18 protein-coding genes and 1 tRNA gene are annotated in these 19,049 nt (G+C 59.4%); 11 read left to right on the forward strand and 8 right to left on the reverse strand.

Going from position 1 to position 19,049, the window contains the following annotated elements:
* Window positions 1-88: 88 nt before the first annotated feature.
* Together BLX89_RS10110 and BLX89_RS10115 are read right to left on the reverse strand one after the other, a co-directional pair.
* Window positions 89-943 (reverse strand): prephenate dehydratase, encoded by an 855-nt coding sequence (locus tag BLX89_RS10110; RefSeq protein ID WP_075290687.1) that lies wholly within the window; start codon window positions 941-943, stop codon window positions 89-91.
* Window positions 944-947: 4 nt separating this feature from the next.
* Entirely contained in the window at window positions 948-1,700 is a 753-nt protein-coding gene (locus BLX89_RS10115; RefSeq protein ID WP_075290689.1) for a 3-deoxy-manno-octulosonate cytidylyltransferase, read from the reverse strand.
* A 155-nt stretch (window positions 1,701-1,855) separates the two neighbouring features.
* On the opposite strand from BLX89_RS10115, the gene BLX89_RS10120 reads away from it, so the two are divergent.
* Window positions 1,856-2,488 (forward strand): c-type cytochrome, encoded by a 633-nt coding sequence (locus BLX89_RS10120; RefSeq protein ID WP_075290691.1) that lies wholly within the window; start codon window positions 1,856-1,858, stop codon window positions 2,486-2,488.
* Window positions 2,489-2,546: 58 nt separating this feature from the next.
* Here BLX89_RS10120 and BLX89_RS10125 read toward each other — a convergent pair whose 3' ends face one another.
* On the reverse strand, window positions 2,547-3,491 hold the full coding sequence (locus BLX89_RS10125) for an AEC family transporter (RefSeq protein ID WP_075290693.1): 945 nt from the start codon (window positions 3,489-3,491) through the stop codon (window positions 2,547-2,549).
* A 190-nt stretch (window positions 3,492-3,681) separates the two neighbouring features.
* On the opposite strand from BLX89_RS10125, the gene BLX89_RS10130 reads away from it, so the two are divergent.
* The 3 genes from BLX89_RS10130 to BLX89_RS10140 all read left to right on the forward strand — a co-directional run bounded on the left by BLX89_RS10130 (window position 3,682) and on the right by BLX89_RS10140 (window position 5,154).
* Window positions 3,682-3,939 carry a DUF982 domain-containing protein gene (locus tag BLX89_RS10130; protein WP_075290696.1) on the forward strand — a complete coding sequence of 86 codons (258 nt, stop codon included), beginning with the start codon at window positions 3,682-3,684 and terminating at the stop codon, window positions 3,937-3,939.
* Window positions 3,940-4,010: 71 nt separating this feature from the next.
* On the forward strand, window positions 4,011-4,277 hold the full coding sequence (locus tag BLX89_RS10135) for a BON domain-containing protein (RefSeq protein ID WP_075290698.1): 267 nt from the start codon (window positions 4,011-4,013) through the stop codon (window positions 4,275-4,277).
* 151 nt (window positions 4,278-4,428) lie between these two features.
* Window positions 4,429-5,154, forward strand: a complete 726-nt coding sequence (locus tag BLX89_RS10140; RefSeq protein WP_075291090.1) for a Crp/Fnr family transcriptional regulator — start codon at window positions 4,429-4,431, stop codon at window positions 5,152-5,154.
* Here the strand turns inward: BLX89_RS10140 and BLX89_RS10145 are convergent.
* A complete protein-coding gene (locus BLX89_RS10145; protein WP_075290700.1) occupies window positions 5,135-5,626 on the reverse strand; it encodes a hemerythrin domain-containing protein in 492 nt (163 codons plus the stop codon). The two genes, BLX89_RS10140 and BLX89_RS10145, sit on opposite strands and share 20 nt — an antisense overlap.
* 242 nt (window positions 5,627-5,868) lie before the next feature.
* Between BLX89_RS10145 and hemN the strand changes: the two genes are divergently transcribed.
* A complete protein-coding gene (hemN, locus tag BLX89_RS10150) occupies window positions 5,869-7,203 on the forward strand; it encodes an oxygen-independent coproporphyrinogen III oxidase (protein WP_075290702.1) in 1,335 nt (444 codons plus the stop codon).
* 62 nt (window positions 7,204-7,265) lie between these two features.
* Window positions 7,266-7,439 carry a DUF1328 domain-containing protein gene (locus tag BLX89_RS10155; RefSeq protein WP_075290704.1) on the forward strand — a complete coding sequence of 58 codons (174 nt, stop codon included), beginning with the start codon at window positions 7,266-7,268 and terminating at the stop codon, window positions 7,437-7,439.
* Between the two features lie 61 nt (window positions 7,440-7,500).
* On the opposite strand, the gene BLX89_RS10160 is transcribed toward BLX89_RS10155, so the two are convergent.
* On the reverse strand, window positions 7,501-8,931 hold the full coding sequence (locus tag BLX89_RS10160; protein ID WP_075290706.1) for a sensor domain-containing diguanylate cyclase: 1,431 nt from the start codon (window positions 8,929-8,931) through the stop codon (window positions 7,501-7,503).
* A gap of 379 nt (window positions 8,932-9,310) precedes the next feature.
* On the opposite strand from BLX89_RS10160, the gene BLX89_RS10165 reads away from it, so the two are divergent.
* The 3 genes from BLX89_RS10165 to BLX89_RS10175 all read left to right on the forward strand — a co-directional run bounded on the left by BLX89_RS10165 (window position 9,311) and on the right by BLX89_RS10175 (window position 13,388).
* Window positions 9,311-10,768: a metal-dependent hydrolase family protein gene (locus tag BLX89_RS10165; protein WP_198935140.1), complete on the forward strand. Its 1,458-nt coding sequence runs from the start codon at window positions 9,311-9,313 to the stop codon at window positions 10,766-10,768.
* A 52-nt stretch (window positions 10,769-10,820) separates the two neighbouring features.
* Window positions 10,821-11,627, forward strand: coding sequence for a porin family protein (locus BLX89_RS10170; protein ID WP_075290708.1), 807 nt, complete (start codon window positions 10,821-10,823; stop codon window positions 11,625-11,627).
* A 168-nt stretch (window positions 11,628-11,795) separates the two neighbouring features.
* Complete coding sequence (locus BLX89_RS10175) at window positions 11,796-13,388, forward strand: adenylate/guanylate cyclase domain-containing protein (protein WP_075290710.1); 1,593 nt, start codon at window positions 11,796-11,798, stop codon at window positions 13,386-13,388.
* A gap of 128 nt (window positions 13,389-13,516) precedes the next feature.
* Here BLX89_RS10175 and BLX89_RS10180 read toward each other — a convergent pair.
* Both BLX89_RS10180 and BLX89_RS10185 read right to left on the reverse strand, forming a co-directional pair.
* Window positions 13,517-13,592: transfer RNA gene (locus BLX89_RS10180), tRNA-Ala, on the reverse strand.
* Window positions 13,593-13,792: 200 nt separating this feature from the next.
* A complete protein-coding gene (locus BLX89_RS10185) occupies window positions 13,793-14,179 on the reverse strand; it encodes a TIGR02300 family protein (protein ID WP_075291092.1) in 387 nt (128 codons plus the stop codon).
* 298 nt (window positions 14,180-14,477) lie between these two features.
* On the opposite strand from BLX89_RS10185, the gene cmk reads away from it, so the two are divergent.
* Together cmk and rpsA are read left to right on the forward strand one after the other, a co-directional pair.
* Entirely contained in the window at window positions 14,478-15,104 is a 627-nt protein-coding gene (gene cmk, locus BLX89_RS10190) for a (d)CMP kinase (protein WP_075290712.1), read from the forward strand.
* 116 nt (window positions 15,105-15,220) lie between these two features.
* On the forward strand, window positions 15,221-16,924 hold the full coding sequence (gene rpsA, locus BLX89_RS10195) for a 30S ribosomal protein S1 (RefSeq protein ID WP_075290714.1): 1,704 nt from the start codon (window positions 15,221-15,223) through the stop codon (window positions 16,922-16,924).
* 81 nt (window positions 16,925-17,005) lie between these two features.
* On the opposite strand, the gene BLX89_RS10200 is transcribed toward rpsA, so the two are convergent.
* Complete coding sequence (locus tag BLX89_RS10200) at window positions 17,006-18,850, reverse strand: hypothetical protein (protein WP_075290716.1); 1,845 nt, start codon at window positions 18,848-18,850, stop codon at window positions 17,006-17,008.
* Window positions 18,851-19,049 lie beyond the last annotated feature (199 nt).

Raw genomic sequence — 19,049 nt, forward strand, 5'->3', positions numbered from 1 at the left:
CTCCACCCCGGAAATCTTGCCGTTGGTTTCCTGCAGTGCGATCGCCAGTCGGTCGTGGCAAGATCGCCACGGTCGCGCGCGTTCGAAATCAGAGGGTCAGTCGCATCGGATGGGCACGGTATGTACCGAGAATTCTGACCTTCTCGGAGAAGAACCTGAGCTCCTCCAACGCCTGTCGGACATGGAGGTCTTCCGGGTGGCCTTCGATATCGGCGTAGAACTGGGTGGCGATGAACTTGCCGCCGAGTTGATAGCTTTCCAGCTTCGTCATGTTGATGCCGTTGGTCGCAAAGCCGCCAAGCGCCTTGTAGAGCGCGGCCGGGATGTTGCGGACATTGAAGACGAAGGTCGTAACGATCACATCCTTTTCAGTGCCGCGGCGGATATCCTGCGCATCGCGCGAAAGAACGACGAAGCGGGTGACGTTGTTTTCCGTGTCTTCGACGTTTTCCGCGATGATTTCGAGGCCGTACAAATCGGCTGCGAGGCGGGGGGCGAGCGCTGCCATGGAACGGTCGCCGGTCTCTGCGACCAGCTTCGCCGCACCCGCAGTGTCGCCGGCGACGATGGGCTTCCAGCCATTGGCGCGCACGATCTTGCGGCACTGGCCGAGGGCATGAATGTGGCTGTGGACGGTGCGGATCTCGTCGCGCTTCACACCCGGCAGAACCATAAGCTGGAAGCGGATCGGCATGAAATATTCGCCGACGATATGCAGGCGCGATTCGGGCAACAGATGATGGATATCGGCGACACGCCCGGCGATCGTGTTCTCGATCGGGATCATCGCCAGATCGGCTTCGCCGTTTTCAACGGCGAGGAAGGCGTCCTCGAAGGTCTGGCAGGGCAGGGGCTCCATGTCCGGGAACATGTCGCGGCAAGCCATGTCGGAATTGGCGCCGAAATCCCCCTGGAAGGAAATCCTGTTGGTTTTCGCGATCATGATCTCAGCCTTTCGCGGTCAGGAGGCGCCGGGCCTTTTCAAGGTCGGCGGGCGTATCGACGCCAAGGGGGATGGAGCGCACGATCTGCACGTCGATGCGCATCCCGGCTTCGAGCGCACGCAACTGTTCCAGCGATTCCCGCTTTTCAAGCGTCGAGGGCGGAAGGCTTACGAATGTCTCGAGCGCTGCGCGGCGATAGGCATACAGTCCGATATGGTGGTAAAGAGGCCCGGCTCCGTGCGGCGCGGTGGTGCGCGTAAAGTACAGAGCCCGCAAACGATCCTCGGAGATCGGCGAGCCGACGACCTTCACCACGTTGGGGTTCGTCTTTTCGTCTTCGTCCTCGATCTCGACGGTCAGCGTGGCGATATCAACCGCCGGGTTTTCGAGCGGTTTCAGGGCTGCGCGAATGGTCTCCGGTTCAATGGTCGGCAGGTCGCCTTGCACATTGATCACGACTTTCGCCTGGCCTTCGGGATCGCACTTCAGAAGCGCCTCGTGGATGCGGTCGGAGCCGGACTGGTGATCGACACGGGTCATAACTGCCTCGAAGCCCGCCGCCGTCACCGCATCGAACGTATCCTGATGATCGACGGCGACAACGATTCGCCCGACACCCGCATCCCGTGCCCGCAAAGCCACCTGGACGATCATGGGAAGGCCGCAGATATCGGCCAGCGGCTTGCCCGGAAGGCGCGTCGAGGCCATTCGCGCCGGAATAAGGACGAGAGTTTCATGCAAATTGTCGCTGGTCATGCTTTGGCCTTCAAAGTACACAGGAAAAGTGTCAAAACGTCACGGTTCGGCGCGGAGAATGTCTGTTGCAACGGAAAGCCAAAAGACATAGGTTCCGCCCGATTTCAAGATGGGCCGGTTTTTTGTTTTTCCGGCGGTAAGGGGAGCGTTTACAGATGAACTCATATGTGAACATGGGCGTAGGTGCCTTGCTGGGCACCGTCTTTGTTCTGATGTCCGTCTCGATCGCGTCGGAGGGCATTTTCCACTCGGAGAACCCCGAGAAGGAAGGTTTCGCGATCGTCGCTGAAGAGGGAACGTCGGAAGCCGGCGGCGGTGCCGAGGCTGAAGTCGAGGTCGATATCAAGCCGTTGCTTGCCGGCGCGGACGCGACTGCCGGTGCAACCGTCTTCAAAAAATGCGCGAGCTGTCACACCGCCGACAAGGGCGGGGCCAACAAAGTCGGTCCCAACCTTTTCGGCATCGTCGATCGCCCGATCGCATCGCATGAAGGCTTCAGCTACTCGGCCGGCATGAAGACCTTCGCAGAAGCCAACAAGACCTGGACCTATGATCATCTGAGCTTCTTCATCGAGGCGCCGAAGAAGCATGTTCCGGGTACCGCAATGGGTTTTGCGGGGATCAAAAAGCCTGACGAACGTGCAAACCTGATCGCCTGGATGCGCGAACAGGCGGATAGCCCGGCACCCCTTCCGGAAGCGTCCGCTGCGGCTCCGGCTGCCGGCGAGGCTCAGCCGGCCGCAACTGAAGGCGAAGCCAAGCCGGTCGAACCTGCGCCTGCGAATTAAGGTGCTGACGCAATTCTGCAAGATCGAGCCCGGCCGTCGCGCCGGGCTTTTTCGTGTCCTACAGCAGAAGAAGCGCCCAGGCCGAAACTGAGACGACACCGAGCGCCGTCGTCAATGTGATGGTCGATGACGCAAGGCCATGCCCGACATTGAAGTGGTTGGCGATTAGCCAGGCGTTGACGCCTGTCGGAACCGATGCGGTCAGAACGAGTGCAGCGGTCCAATCACGGTTGAGGCCCAGCAAATGGCAGGCGGCGAAAACGGTTGCCGGAAGCACGATAAGCTTCAGGGTCGAGGTAACGGCCGCAAGGCCGAGATTACCGGACAAGCCATATTTATCGAGCGCCATGCCGATCGAAACCAGAGCCGCCGGGGCGGCGACAGCCGCGATCTGATCGATGACGATCTTGACAGGGCCGCCGAGTGGCGTGTCGAAAACGTGATAGAGCGCACCCAGCGCCAGGCCGATCACCAGCGGATTGCGAACGAGATTGCGGACGATGCCCTTCAACAGCCGCAGGGGACTTTGGGCAGCCTTGCCGCTTGTTTTTCGTTCAGCCTGTTCCATCAACACCGTGCCTGCGATCATCATGACGGGAAGATGGACGGACAGCAGGATGGAAAGGGCGACAAGTCCGCTTTCTCCGACGTTTCGGGAGACCAGCGGCAGGCCGATGAAAACATTGTTGGCGAAGGCTGACGAGACACCGGAGAGGACGCCGATGCGGGCATCGCGGCCGAACAGTAAAGTCGCGGCCAGATGACCGAGACCCCAGGTGATGGCGACGCCGGAGAAATAGGCGACCCAGAGCAGCCATGGAGAACTGCCGCTGAAATCGGCTTCGGCGATCGTGCGAAAAAGAAGAACGGGAACGGCGACCCGGAAGACGAATTCGCTCAAACCGTCGCCGACGGTGGCCTTGAGATAGCCGAGCCGTACGATCAGCCAGCCGATGAGGATCAGCAGGAAGACCGGAACGACATTCAGGAAGATATCGGACATAAGGGAAGGGTCTCTGGGAGAAAAGACGACCTTTGACCTTTACGACCCTGAAAGCGCCGCAGGCAACGTAAAATCGCCTAACCGCCTTTCTGCGCCTCACATTAGGAAACGCTTGAAAAAGTTATGTTCACGCAAGCCTCGCATGCGAGATTTAATGTGCGAAATTTAGCCTAGTTGAAAGGCGTCCCTAATGAACGAAAAATGGTGGCAGGAACCTGTCGTCCTTGAACTTGGCGGGATTGGAAAATATCAGGTGGTTCGCAATACACGTGAAGCGGCCGAATGCCTGCTCGATCGATGGCCCGTTCACGAGGGCAGGGCCTATAAAGCGGCGATTACCATGTGCCGTTATGTCCTGAATGGCGAACAGCCGGTCGATTATGCGCGCCAGGATTTCATCGCCGCTGCGGTGGAAGCGTTCATCCATGTTGATCAGCCACGGTTTTAAAGATCGGATCGCCGCAAGGGCCTGGAACCTTAGCGTAGGCCTGACGTTCCCTGTGTCGAAAGGAAACGTCGATGGCTATGGAACGCCCCCCCTTTTATGCTCATCGCGATGACAGGCCGGATCTTCAGGACGAGGATCTGGCGGGCAAGGTATTGCGTTACCTTCGTTACGTTACCCTTATCGACACGTCGGATATTTCCGTGATGGCCATCGGGCGCACGATTGTCCTGAGCGGCACCGTCTCCTCCGAAGCGGAGAGAGGCTGTGTGGAAGAGGCCGCCGCAGCCGTGATCGGCGTTCACTTGATTGAAAACGAGCTCGAAATCCGCAAACATTGACCCCGGCAAAGGCCCGATATGGGTGTTTTTGTCGCAACCGGTGGTGTTCCGTGCCCTGACGGAAAGGTCTATTGATGAGGAGGGCGATGCGGGCCTTCCGTGCAACGCGGAATGCCGGTGCAGCAATGAGACCGAACGGGGCGGGCTGGCGATGACACGCTTGGATATTCACAATTCGCAAACGCCGGCGCTGTGCCAGAGCTGCGAAATTCGCCACAAGGGTATGTGCGGCGCTCTCAGTTCCGATGAACTGATGACACTCTCGCGCCATACGCGGCAGGTGCGTCATGAAGCCGGTGCCCAGCTTTCCAGCGAAGATGCGCCGATCACGTCCTATGCCAATGTCATGCGCGGCGTGGTGAAGCTCACGAAGGTTCTCGAGGACGGGCGTCAACAGGTCGTGGGCCTGCAATTTGCGCCGGATTTTGTTGGCCGTATCTACGGACAGACGAGCGATGTATCCGTCGAGGCTGCGTCCAATGTCGAACTCTGTCGGGTTCCGCGCATGGCCCTTGAACAACTGGTCGCTGAGAACCCGAAGCTTGAACGGCGTTTGATGGAACAGACCCTGCGCGAACTGGATGAGGCGCGCGGGTGGATGGTGACGCTCGGCCGCAAGACCGCAGCGGAGAAAGTGGCGAGCCTGCTCTATCTCATCGCCACCCATATCGATCCGTTAGGTGATAAGGAAGGCGTCGCGGTCACGGAATTCGACCTGCCTCTCTCCCGCGCAGATATCGCCGATTTCCTCGGTCTCACCATCGAAACGGTATCGCGGCAGATGACGAAACTCCGAACGGCCGGTGTGATCAGCATTATCGCCAACCGGCACATCGTGGTGCCGGATATTCTACGTCTCAAGGCGCGTTGCGGCTGAGACCGGCAAGCATCTCGTCTTCACCTCCGGCGAGCAGCAATGGCATCAGGACATCCCTGTCGAACCATATGTGGCGACGCATGGCGGCAAAGAACGTGCGAAGCATGTAGCCCAACGTTTCCGCTGACGGCGTCGCCCGTCCCCAGCCGCGTGCATTCAAGGCGTCGTACAGTTCCTCCGCATAGGCATCGTCTTCCAGATGCTCGTAGCGCAGCCTTTCGATCACGGCGTTCAAAGCTGGTGATGAAGCCGCGCGGCGTTGCAGCAAGGGAAAAAGCAGCAATTCCTCAAGCTTGTGTGCACGGTCCACAACGGCCGGAATGGTGCGGGCAAGGCGCAGGCAGTTCATTTTGCTGAGGCCAATTGGGAGTGCGTCCGCCATCTGTTCCAGTGCGTCGCAAAGGGCAAGTTGCTCACCCCAGATTTCGAGGAGGCTTTCGAAGGCTGAGTGATCGGGTGCCTGCGCGCGCATTCGGCTCTTCCTTGCTCATCGGCCGTAAGGTCTGCGTCTTGGCCTTTCAGCCTCGAAAACGAACGGTGGAACCTTCGTGAGCAGGGCCGTGCCGGCTTCGGTGTCTCCCCTTCTGCGTTGTATTGTTGGTTGTCGCTGCATGCCTTGATCCAGATCAAGCATGGGAACAAGCGATTTGACGAAGATCAAGGCGCTTGCGCCTGTCATCGATAGGCTCTCTATCGACAAAGGAGTTTGCCCCGATGACGACCAAGACGCTTCTGCAATCAGTTCCCCGATACACGAGTTATCCGACCGCGCCGCATTTCCACGGGGGCATCGGGGCGGATGTCGCGCGCGCGTGGCTTGAGACGCTTCCGCCGGATGAGCCGGTTTCGCTCTATGTGCATATCCCGTTCTGTGACCGTCTTTGCTGGTTTTGCGCCTGCCATACCAAGCAGACGCGGCATTACCAACCGGTGGCGGCTTACCTTGATGCCTTGCTTTGCGAGGTCGCGACGATCGGGCGGATTATACGGTCCCCCGTCAAGGCACTCCATTTCGGCGGCGGTTCGCCGACCATGCTGACGCCTGCCGACATGAAGAGGTTGGCCCGTCACCTGAAGGATACGTTCAATTTCGCGCCCGGCGCATCGGTTAGCGTCGAGATGGACCCGAACGACATGGATGAGGCGCGCTTTGATGCTCTGGCTGAAATCGGCATGACACGCGCCTCTCTCGGTATCCAGGATTTCGATCCGAAGGTGCAGCAGGTCATCAACCGCATCCAATCCTTCGAGGATACGGCCCGGGTTGTGGAGAATGTTCGCGCACGCGGCGTCGGTTCGGTCAATCTGGATCTTCTGTATGGTCTGCCGCACCAGACGATGGACGGCGTTGCCACAACGATCCGGCAGACGCTGTCGTTGCGCCCGGACCGGCTGGCACTCTTTGGCTATGCTCACGTTCCCTGGTTTAAGAAACATCAGACGATGATCGACGAGGCGAGCCTGCCGGATGCCGGCGAACGGCTCGCGCAGGCGGACGAGGCCCGGCGGATCATTCTTGAAGCCGGTTACCGGGCGATCGGTATCGATCATTTTGCCTTTGCATCAGACAGTCTTGCGCTTGCCGCGCAAAGCGGTCGGCTGCGGCGCAATTTTCAGGGCTATACCGATGACAGCTGCGAAAGCCTGATCGGGCTGGGTCCATCCTCCATCAGTCAAGTGCCGCAGGGCTACCTGCAGACCATGCCGGCAACAGGCGAGTACATGCGTATCGTCAAATCCGGGCAGATTGCAGCCGTGCGCGGCCTTGCGCTGAGCGAGGACGATCGCGCAAGGCGGTGGGTCATCGAGAGGCTGATGTGCGATTTCGCGTTCGATGGAAACGAGGCCATCAGGCAATTCGGCGCGGCCGCCCATCCGATTTTGCAGACGGCCCTTAGCCTTGCTGCCGGAAACGATCTCGGCTTCAGCCGCCTCGGAGAGCGGTTCGAACTGGCGCCAGAGACCGCCTACAAGACGGCGAGGCTCGTTGCGGCGGCATTCGACGCCTATCTGGGAAGCGGTATGGCCCGGCATTCCGCTGCCATATGACGACGGAACCGGAGACGGGGTAGACGCGTTTCAGCGGCATTGAACCACGGAAGGAAATTTCGATGCTGAAATGGGCGCTTATCTTCTTCGTTATCTCTCTGATTACCGGCTTTCTCGGTTTTTCCGGCGTATCGGCCGCGACCGCCACGATTGCAAAAATCCTGTTCTATATCGCGCTCGTCGTGTTCCTGATTTTCCTCGTGCTCGCCTTCATGGCTGGCAGCGTCGTGGTCTGACCCGTTCGCGAACAGGATGGCCGGCGAAAGGTCCGCCGGCCTTCTTCACGGGGTAGACGCCTCACGTCAGAGAAGCCGCATCCAGCGAACGCAAGTCGTCGTAATGCGCCTGCTTGTCCTGATACATGGCGAGGTCGGCGCGCCGGACAACAGCTTCCAAGGGCTCGCCAGGCGTGCTGGTCGCCGCGCCGACAGCAATGCTGATCGGGGCATTGGAATAATACTGATTGTTGATCTTCAGAAGTTTGTCGACATTGTCGATCATCACCGCGACGTCGGTTTCATCGCCGCCTGGCATGATGATCGCAAATTCATCGCCGCCGATACGCGCGGCGTGATTGGGTAGCGACACGGCTTCGTTCATCACCTCACCAAGACGGCGAAGCAGCGAATCGCCCGCTGCATGGCCAAGCTGGTCGTTGGTCGTCTTCAATCCGTTCAGGTCGATGACCACGATGGAGACCGGACGCAAGGACTTGCGTTCCAGACGGTTCAGTTCATCCGTGTAAAAGGCGCGGTTATGAAGCTTGGTCAACACGTCGTGCTTGCCGAGATATTCGAGATAGGCCTCGGCTTTCTTTCGTGCGGTGATATCGGTGAGCGAGACCTGCACGAGTGACCAGTCCCGTTCCCGACCGGGAAAGACGGAAAATTGCAACAGCACATAACGCTCGCTGCCATCTAGGGCATAATTCACGACCTCGCGCTGGTGGAAAAGATTGCGGTTCCAGAGTTCGATCAGCTGCTCGCGAAAGTGCTTCTCCATTTCGTCGCGAAAGATATCGGCCTGGCGGTGCAGCAGCGTTTTCGCGTCCGGCGCGCAAAAGAGATCAAGCGTTGCCTTGTTGACATCAATGACGCGGATTTCGCTCATGCACTGGCGCACGAATTCCGGATGCACATCGGTAAAGACACGAAAGTCGACGATGCCGCGATCCCGCACCCCGTCCAGCAGGTTCTTCACGCCACTGAAATCCTCCACCCAAAGGGATACGGGCGAATGTTCGAAAACCCCTTCGGCATAGCGGCGCGCGTCTTCGCGGGCTGTCACGTCCTCGGTCGTCAGCAACACCTTGCCCAGTGTGTCCTCGTATCCTGGAAGCACCGAGCCGCGAAGCTGGATATCGAGCCTGCGCCCCGAGAGCGTATAGTTGATGGCGGTGCCGGAAAACTCGCGCCGCCCGTCCCAGAGCTGGGACAGTTCGTTGACGTGGCTGGTCAGCATCTCATCGCGAAAGATGCAGTCGAGATTGGCGACCAGATGATCCCGGTCGTGCGCCTCGAAGAGCTCGAGCGTGCTGCGGTTGACCTGCAGGACCTTGATCTTTCGGGAGCAGGCTGCGACGCGGCTCACATCGGCACGAAGGAAGGTGCGGATATCCTCGATGCCATCTGCCCGCCAGAGGTCGAACAGTCCCTTTACCCCGCTAAAATCCTCGATCCACATCGCGATCGGTGCGAGATCGAAGACATTGGCCTCATCGGCATTCATACGCGCACTCGCTAAATTTACCGATCTGCAACAACGTAGCCACACACCGGAATCGTTTCCTCGATCGAGACGTACACGGCTGCCGGCGACAGCACAACGCGGCAAGCGCGCATGCGTGCTATGCGTAAATGGGGAACGGAAAGGACGATAGTGCGGTCGGTCTGGACTGGATTGTTGATTTAGAGAAGACAATGACTGAGGCTTCGATGGCCAGCGGGAAATAAACTCGACTAAAAATCTTCACCCGTCGCAGGTCTGATACATCCCTTCGCGCGCTCATCGCTACACTTCAGGATTGCGCTTGTTCGAGGCTTTGAAATCGGATTAATTGACCCGTAAGCGACGATTGACCGGGTTTATGGCGACAAGGGGGTGTAGCGTGGCGTTTCGGCTTGGACACAAATACCGCCATCTGGTTCACGGCGCGGCATGCCCCTGCCATAGCCCGGACGCCTTGCAACTCTTTGCGCGCATAGATGCTGGCTTGTCCCGCCGTTCGCTCCTGAAGGTCATTGCGGCCACCCTTGCGGTTCCGGCGCTCGGCAAAGTCAGCCCGGCTTTTGCACAGGCTCCGGCAAGGCCGATCCTGTTTCGCAACCTCAAGATTTTCGACGGGACCGCAAGCGCCTTGATCGAGGGCCAGGGCGTGCTGGTTGAGGGCAACCTGATCAAGGCGCTTGTCCCTGCCGCAGATACCGTCTCGGACGCCGAGGTGATCGATGGCGGCGGACGCACATTGATGCCGGGCATGATCGAGGCGCACTGGCACTCCATATTGGCCGGCATATCCCAGGTCGCGGCCATGACGGCGGATGTGCCCTATGTCCATCTCGTTGCAGCCCAGGAAGCCGAGCGGACCATCTTGCGCGGTTTCACGACCGTCCGCGATGTCGGCGGTCCGGCCTTTGCCGTGAAGCGTGCCATCGACGAGGGACGCATTGCGGGTCCTCGCATCTATCCCTCCGGCGCCATGATTTCGCAGACATCGGGACATGGCGATTTCCGCATGCGGAGCGACCTGCCGCGTACGCCGCAAAGCGATCTCAGCATTGCCGAACAGGCCGGCATATCGGCGATCGCGGATGGAGAGGCGGAAGTGCTGCGTCGGGTTCGGGAACAGCTTATGCTGGGCGCCAGCCAGATCAAGATCATGGGCGGCGGCGGCGTGTCCTCGTCCTTCGATCCGATCGATTCGCTTCAATATACCGAAGCCGAAATGAGAGCGGCCGTATCAGCCGCTGCCGACTGGGGAACCTATGTCTGCATCCATGCCTACACCTCTGCGGCGGTGCGCCGTGCGCTTGATTGCGGGGTGAAGTCGATCGAACACGGGCAGCTGATCGACGAAGAGACGGCCAAACGGATCGCCGATGCCGACGCCTGGTGGAGCATTCAGCCCTTCCTCGCCGACGAAGATGCCAATGCGAAGTCATCACCCGAGCAACGCCTCCAGCAGGAGCAGATTGCCGAGGGGACGGTGCGTGCCATTGAGTTCGGCCGCAAGCATCAGGTGAAGATGGCGCTCGGGACGGATATCCTGTTCAGCCCGACGGGGACCGCGAGCCAGGGACGGCAGCTCGCAAAATTTGCCCGTTGGTATGACAATGCAGACGTGCTGCGTATGCTGACGAGCGGAAATGCCGCGCTGCTGGAGCTTTCGGGGCTGCGCAATCCTTATCCCGCCAGGCTCGGTCGCATCGAAGCGGGCGCCTATGCGGATATTCTTCTCATCGATGGAAATCCGCTGCAGGACATCTCGCTCATTGCCGATCCCGACCGGACGATGAAGCTGGTCATGAAGGACGGACGTATCCACAAGAATACATTGCAGGTTTGAGTGAGGGCGCAATGAAATCTTTAGCTATTACGGCCTTCCTGTTCTTTGTGGTATGCCCGCAGTTCACGCCGGCGATCTGTTTGGTGTGGTAAGTGACCCTGCGGCCGAGGGCGCGGAGGTCGGGCGCCCGGATTGGGCGTTGCAGGTCACCCCGTATCTCTGGGCGACCGGACTTGAGGGGAAAATTTCCCCATTCCGCAACGGACCGTCGCTCCACACCGAAAAATCGTTCTCCGATGTCATGGAAGACCTCAATTTCGGAGGTTTCATCAATGTCTGGGGCCGTAACGACCGTTTTGTTCTGTCCGGTGACATGATGTATGTCGACACCACGGGCAGCCATGCGACCGGCCCGTTGCCGGCCTTCCAGATCCCTGGACTGGGCGTGATCCCGCCGGGTGCGAGCGTCGATGCAGATGTCGATACGACGGAATTCATGGCGACCCTGCAGGGTGGCTATCGCGTTGTCGATACACCGGAGTTCACACTCGATGCGCTCGGCGGCGCCCGTTTCTGGTATATCTCGAACGACGTGTCCGTCACCGCCTCGCATCCTCTGATCGGTACCATCTCCGCCAGTCATGAGGAAAGTTTCAACTGGATAGACCCTGTCGTTGGCGCGCGAATGTTCATAAGCCTGACGGACAAGCTCTCCATCCAGGCGCAGGCCGATGTCGGCGGCTTCGGTGCGGGATCGGATTTTACTTGGTCAGCACTGGCGACGGTGAACTATACATTCACGGATAATCTGTCGGCTTCTGCCGGTTACAAGGTCCTGGATGTCGACTACGAGCATGATGGCCATCTGTTCGATACCCGTCTCAGCGGTCCCGTTCTCGGTATGACCTATCGCTTCTGATGATTCTTATGCAGGGTCCGGACTTGGCGACCCGCCTTCGGCCGGCAGGATGCGGGTTGCCGAAAGTTGATCAATATTGGGCCTATTTCATCGGCCGGCCCGCCGGCCCTTGCGCGGAGCCTGACGTCATGCTGTAGCTAGCGCAGATCAATCCCACGCAGAATTCCGATGGCTCTTTCCGACGAGTTGCGACAGAACGTTGCCGAAAGCCGTTTCGGCGCGCGGCTGTTGGTGTTTCTCGTCCTGCTGATGATTGCCGGCCTTCCTCTGGCCGTCTGGTTCGACGTCAACAATCTGTCCCGCGACGCGCTTCAGCGACAGGCGCAGGACATGAGCTCCCTGATCACCAGCATCCGCTCCTATTATTCGACAAACGTGGTCGGTCGCGTGCTGGCTGCGCATGCGGATGGGCAGACGACGGAAACGGTCCTCTCGCACAATTATGCGACGATCCCCGGCGCGATCCCGATCCCGGCAACACTTTCGCTGGAGCTTGGGAGCGTCATCAAGGAGCAGCAGGCGAATATCTCCTATCGCTTCATTTCGGACCTGCCGTTCAAGAACCGCGCGAAGCATCCGATGGATGCCTTCGAAGTTTCGGCGCTTGCCGCATTGCGCGCGGACCCGAAACGGACGGTGACGAGTGTCGAACGCATAGGTTTCGACAATATCTATCGCCTCGTCACGCCGGTCATCATGGGGCCGGCTTGTGTGGCGTGTCATGACAGCCACCCTGAAAGCCCGAAGAAGGATTGGAAGGTCGGGGATGTTCGCGGCATCCAGGAAGTGACGATCACGCAGCCTTTCGCCAGCAACGCCTTCGCCTTCAAGTATCTGCTGCTTTACTTTTTCTTCGTCGCAGTCGTCGGCATGAGCTTCATTGTGCTGCAAAGGCGGCATGCGCACGTCATCAAGACATTCAACCGCGAGCTGGAGGCGACGAACGAATTTCTCGCCAGCATTTCTCTGAAGATATCGCGTTACCTCTCGCCGCAAATCTACAAGAGCATCTTCAGCGGCCAGAGGGATGTGGTGGTTCACACCGAGCGCAAGCGGCTGACGATCTTCTTTTCGGATATCAAGGATTTCACGGCGACCACCGAGCGGCTCCAGCCCGAAGCTCTGACCGAAATGCTCAATGAATACCTGACCGAGATGTCGAACATCGCGCTGGCGCATGGCGGTACCATCGACAAGTTCATCGGCGACGCAATCCTTGTGTTTTTCGGCGATCCGGAAACCAGGGGAGCTGTCGAGGATGCAAAGGCCTGCATACGCATGGCGATGGACATGCAGCAGCGTCTGGGGGAGTTGAAGTCCAAGTGGCGCAGCGATGGCACCGAAGAGCCGTTCGTGGTGCGCATGGGCATCAACACCGGTTACTGCAATGTCGGCAACTTCGGAAGCAACGACCGGATGGACTACACGATCATCGGAGCGGAGGCGAACCTCGCGGCCCGGCTGCAGAGCATTGCAGAGGGCGGCCAGATCGTCATCAGTTACGAAACTTATGCCCTTGTCCAGGATATCGTCGAAGCGCATGCGCTGCCTCCGATCACCATGAAGGGTATCCAGCGCGAAGTCGTTCCTTATGTGATCGATGGCCTTGTGGCCGGTGCAGACAGGAGGACAAGCGTCCTGAGCGAGCATCTCGCAGGGCTGGACCTGCATCTCGATCTTGATCGGCTTGATTCGGAGGAAAAGCTGCGGGTGCGCAAGGCGCTCTCGGACGCCATAGCGGCAATCGACAGAACGGTCTGACAAACTGTCATTGATTCGAACGAACGTGCAGCCCCATCCGAGCGCGCAGGTCGCAGGGGTATAAGCCGACATCGCCAACGGGACGAAATTCGTTCAAGGGAAACTGTTGTATAGCGCTTGGAAAAATTTGGTGGAGCTAAGCGGGATCGAACCGCTGACCTCTTGCATGCCATGCAAGCGCTCTCCCAGCTGAGCTATAGCCCCATATCGGGTTCCGGCAAGGCCGGTCCGGGAAACCGTTCCGAATTGTTCGTCCGGTCGGGTGGCGGCTTATTACGTGCGCTTTTCGCAGATGGCAAGCCGAAAAATCAGACCGGGTGCAATTTTCTTCGCTGAGCCCAGTTCAGGCCCGCGCGGCAATGGAACAGTCCGCGCGGGTGCCAATTTCAAACCTTATGAAAGGCTTACACTTCGTCGTCGTCGTCGGATACGCCGATCAGGTCGGACAGGCCGTCGTCATCGTCATCTTCGTCTTCTTCGAGGAAGGTGTCGTCGTCGTCGCCTTCGATCTCGACGTCGTCATCGCCCAGATCCGGGATGTCGTCGCCGCTGGCGCCTTCATCGGCTTCTTCCAGCGAGACCAGTTCGACTTCCGTGTTTTCGGTATCGACTTCCTGAACGTCCTCTTCCTCAGCCTTTTCCATGACCTTGGCAACCGAGGTCTCTTCGAAGAAGGACAGCGGATAGGACTTGCCGGTGTAAGGGGAGACGATCGGATCCTTGTTCAGATCGTAAAACTTGCGACCCGTTTCCGGATCGATGCGCTTGGTACCAAGTTCCGCTTTTGCCACGGTCAAAGCCTCTTGTATGGCCGGGAAAGCCGGCATTTGCCGGAAAACCGGCGTTGACGAAGAAATGAATTAGCCGGTCCCCATAATCGTCTTGGCTTTGTCTGTCAAAGCCTAACTTTCCGGGGCGCGCGGCAAGCAAAGGTGGATTTTGAGCCGAAAAAGTCAAGGCGAAACGCTTGGCAGCAATACACTCTTCCATCGACACGGCTTGGCCAGCGTGCCTGTTTTCCGCTAACAGGGAAAACAATGGTCGCGGAATAACCTCTCCCGCGGCCCAATCGAACGCTCGGGGACATGAATGATCATCGCTATCGACGGGCCTGCCGCCGCAGGCAAGGGAACGCTTTCGCGCCGGATTGCTGCCGACTACGGCTTCCACCATCTCGATACGGGCCTGACCTATAGGGCCACCGCCAAGGCGCTGCTCGACGCCGCGTTGCCGCTCGACAACGAACCGGTCGCCGAAAAGATGGCGCTGGAGGTGGAGCTTGCGGGCCTCGACCGCAGCGTGCTCTCCGCCCATGAGATTGGCGAAGCGGCCTCGAAGATTGCCGTCATGCCGTCAGTCCGTCGCGCGCTGGTCGAAGCGCAGCGTGCCTTTGCGGCTCGCAAGCCCGGTACGGTGCTGGATGGCCGCGATATTGGCACGGTCGTCTGCCCGGATGCGCCCGTTAAACTCTATGTGACGGCGTCTGCTGAAGTGCGCGCCCGGCGTCGGTTCGACGAGATGGTTGGAAACGGCTTTCCCGCCGATTATCTCTCGGTTCTGGCAGACATTCAAAAGCGCGACGAGCGCGACATGGGACGCGCCGATAGCCCGCTTCGCCCGGCTGAAGACGCGCACTTGCTTGATACGTCCGAAATGAGTATAGAGGCCGCATTCTTGGCGGCGAAGGCTCTGATCGACGCTGCATTGAACAAATAGTCCGAAAGACCGTCCCCGCGCCGGATTTACTCCCTGATGAAGGGAGCGGATGGATTTTGGACCTGATCAACTCGAACCACCGGCGCCTGTGCCCACGCGGCACACCAGGAGTATTCATGTCTCAAGCCAATCCCACCCGCGACGATTTCGCCGCGCTGCTGCAGGAATCCTTTGCTACGCAGGATCTTGCTGAAGGCTACGTTACCAAGGGTATCGTGACCGCCATCGAGAAGGACGTCGCCATCGTTGACGTCGGTCTCAAGGTCGAAGGCCGCATCGCGCTCAAGGAATTCGGCGCCAAGGCCAAGGACGGCACGCTGAAGGTCGGCGACGAAGTTGAAGTCTACGTCGAGCGTATCGAAAACGCGCTGGGCGAAGCTGTTCTGTCGCGCGAGAAGGCTCGCCGCGAAGAGAGCTGGGTCCGCCTCGAAGTCAAGTTCGAAGCTGGCGAGCGCGTCGAAGGCGTTATCTTCAACCAGGTCAAGGGTGGCTTCACCGTCGATCTGGACGGCGCTGTTGCCTTCCTTCCGCGTTCGCAGGTCGACATCCGTCCGATCCGCGACGTTACCCCGCTGATGCACAACCCGCAGCCCTTCGAAATCCTCAAGATGGACAAGCGTCGCGGCAACATCGTTGTTTCGCGCCGTACGGTTCTCGAAGAGTCCCGTGCTGAACAGCGTTCGGAAATCGTTCAGAACCTCGAAGAAGGCCAGGTTGTTGACGGCGTCGTCAAGAACATCACCGATTACGGTGCGTTCGTTGACCTCGGCGGCATCGACGGCCTGTTGCACGTCACCGACATGGCTTGGCGCCGCGTCAACCATCCGTCGGAAATCCTGTCCATTGGCCAGCAGGTCAAGGTTCAGATCATCCGTATCAACCAGGAAACCCACCGCATCTCGCTCGGCATGAAGCAGCTCGAGTCGGATCCGTGGGATGGCATCGGTGCCAAGTACCCGGTCGGCAAGAAGATCTCCGGTACCGTCACCAACATCACCGACTACGGTGCATTCGTAGAGCTGGAGCCGGGCATCGAAGGCCTGATCCACATCTCCGAAATGTCCTGGACCAAGAAGAACGTACATCCCGGCAAGATCCTGTCCACGACGCAGGAAGTCGACGTTGTCGTTCTCGAAGTCGACCCGACCAAGCGCCGCATCTCGCTCGGCCTCAAGCAGACGCTTGAGAACCCGTGGCAGGCTTTTGCGCACAGCCATCCGGCTGGCACCGAAGTTGAAGGCGAAGTCAAGAACAAGACCGAATTCGGCCTGTTCATCGGTCTCGACGGCGACGTTGACGGCATGGTGCACCTCTCCGACCTCGACTGGAACCGTCCGGGCGAACAGGTCATCGAGGAATACAACAAGGGCGACGTCGTCAAGGCTGTCGTTCTCGATGTAGACGTCGAGAAGGAACGCATCTCGCTCGGCATCAAGCAGCTCGGCAAGGATTCGGTTGGCGATGCCGCCGCTTCCGGCGACCTGCGCAAGAACGCCGTCGTTTCGGCTGAAGTCATCGCGATCAACGACGGTGGCATCGAAGTGAAGCTCGTCAACCACGAAGACCTCACCTCGTTCATCCGCCGTGCCGACCTGTCGCGTGATCGCGACGAGCAGCGTCCGGAGCGTTTCTCCGTTGGTCAGGTTGTTGACGCCCGCGTCACCAACTTCTCCAAGAAGGATCGCAAGGTCATGCTTTCGATCAAGGCTCTGGAAATCGCTGAAGAGAAGGAAGCCGTCGCACAGTTCGGTTCGTCCGACTCCGGCGCTTCACTCGGCGACATCCTCGGCGCGGCTCTGAAGAACCGTTCCGGCGAATAAGCCTTGAAGCCATGAAATGAAGAAGCCCGCGGAAAGCGATTTCCGCGGGCTTTTTATTGGGATGTCTTGGAAAGCCGGTGTTCAGGGACGGTGGTAAAGCCCGTACAGGTCCGCTTCTTCCGCGGTCTCCTCATCCGCCTCGGAAAGTTCCCGATCGGACTTTTCACCGGATGCACCGTCGTCAGGCGACTGTTGCTGTGGAGACCCATCCTGCTCCTCGTCCTGATCGAAGCGGCGGCTTGCCTCCTCCTCGTCAACCTTTTGGGAGGCAACAGGCTTGGCCGGGATCGACATGGCCAGAAAGGGCAGCGTCTCGCGCAGGAAAGTGGCTTCGGGCAGTGCCGATGGCAGCGGTTCTCTCTGCAGGTCTTCCCTTCCTGCGGAGCGTAACGGGGAACGCCCTGCCTCCGTGGAAACGCTGTCTGCCGCCTCGCCCATATCCAGCAAAGCGCTCGCCTCGTCGCCGGCTGCCGCGAGGATAGGTTGGCCGCCGGGTGTCAGCGGTTTGCCGTTGACGGGTGTCGGATTGGCTATGCCTTCGGGCTCCGTCGGCATCATGCTGGCGACAAGCTTTTCCAGAGGTTCGTTCAGGCCGTCGCTCGACAGTGGGATTCCGACGTCGATCAACGTCTTCAACGCATCGGCAATGGTGCGCGCGGCGCGCTCTGAAAGGGGGGTCTCGCCCCTTGGCGGCGACTGTTCGCTCTTCTCGCCGGAAAGTTCAGCATCCGCTTCTTCGGAGATTTCGATGGGTATCGCTGGTCCAGCCGGCTTCTCTTCCGGCGCCTCGGGGTGGGTCATGAGGTCGTAAATCGTGTATTCCGGCTCGGCTGCCGCTGTATTGCCGGCGCTTGGCGGAACCATGTCTTCTTCGCCCGACGCCGCATCCGCGAAAACCTCCGGCACGTCGTGCTCGCTGGGCGTTGTGATATGCTCTGCCGCTTCTGCCTCACCGACCGGCAAAACGGTCTCAAGCGACGTATCCGTGTCCAGCACCTGCTGCACGGTTTCGCGAAGGTCCTCGTCGATGTCATTGCCGATGATGGCAATCACCTGCTCCAGTGTGTCCGGGTTTTCCGTCAGGAAGTGTGCTACGGTATGCAGGGCCGGGATGGGATCGTTGCCTTCCGCTATGGCAAAGCGGACGACCGGCGCTGATGACGCTGCGCGATCCGCCTTCTTCTCCAGCGGATTGTTATCGTCAACTTCCGGCTCGCTTTGATCGGCTGCAAGAGCGTCCGTCCGCGCAGGTTCGTCCATGAAGGCACTTCGCAGAACGACTTGCAGCGCACCTGCATTGAGGCCTGCCGCCATAAAAGCCTGTATCGGCAACTGTTGAGGCGGAAGGACTGCGGGGACGGCACGAAACTCCCCCGCCCGTGATTGTGCCGGCGTCGCAGAGGGCAGGAGGTTCGCCTGAATTTGTCCCTCCCGGCGTACCTGAACGTCCTGAGCCACGGTGCTGGACACGCGGGCCTGCTGGGGCATGGCTTGGGTTACCGGCTGGTGTGTCATGTCCGGTGTGGGGAGCGCCTTGACGATTTCAGCAAGGATGCGAACGGAAAGCGCAAGATTGCGCTGGCCAAGCTGCTTCTCGAGAGCCTGCCGCGCAGCCGGAGGCAGTGCCTCGATCGCGACTGCGATGCGCCTGCCAAAATCGCGAACACTTTCCTGCGGCAAGGGCTGAACCTTCAAAAGCCGCGACAGGGTATCGAGCAGGCGCAGCAGTGCCTCTTTCGGCAAGGTTTCGGTGCCGACAAGATGCCGGTTCAGCGTTTCCAGGATGCGCAGGGCCGCTTCGGAACGCAGTTGCCCAGCCTGGGAAGCGTTTTTCGGTGCAACAGGCTCTTTCGCGCTTACGCTGTGCATGGGGGCGGGTGCAGCAGACGGGGTCACGCTCTTGGCCGTGAGAAGGGGTGTCAGCATCTCTGTCTCCGTCCGATCGTGTTGCGTGAACCGGTCTCGCCGGAATGCCCGAATGCACTTGATCTTCCGCAGGCTGGCGGTGGGGGGATCATCCGGGCAATGGTATGGAAGCGCGTCATGCGCAGGCCCGGAAAGGACAATCTTCCCATCGGCTCTCTGCGGCGTTCTCGATCGCAAGAAGCGATCATGGTTATCAATT

The organism is Pararhizobium arenae (assembly GCF_001931685.1).
Lineage (GTDB): Bacteria > Pseudomonadota > Alphaproteobacteria > Rhizobiales > Rhizobiaceae > Pararhizobium > Pararhizobium arenae.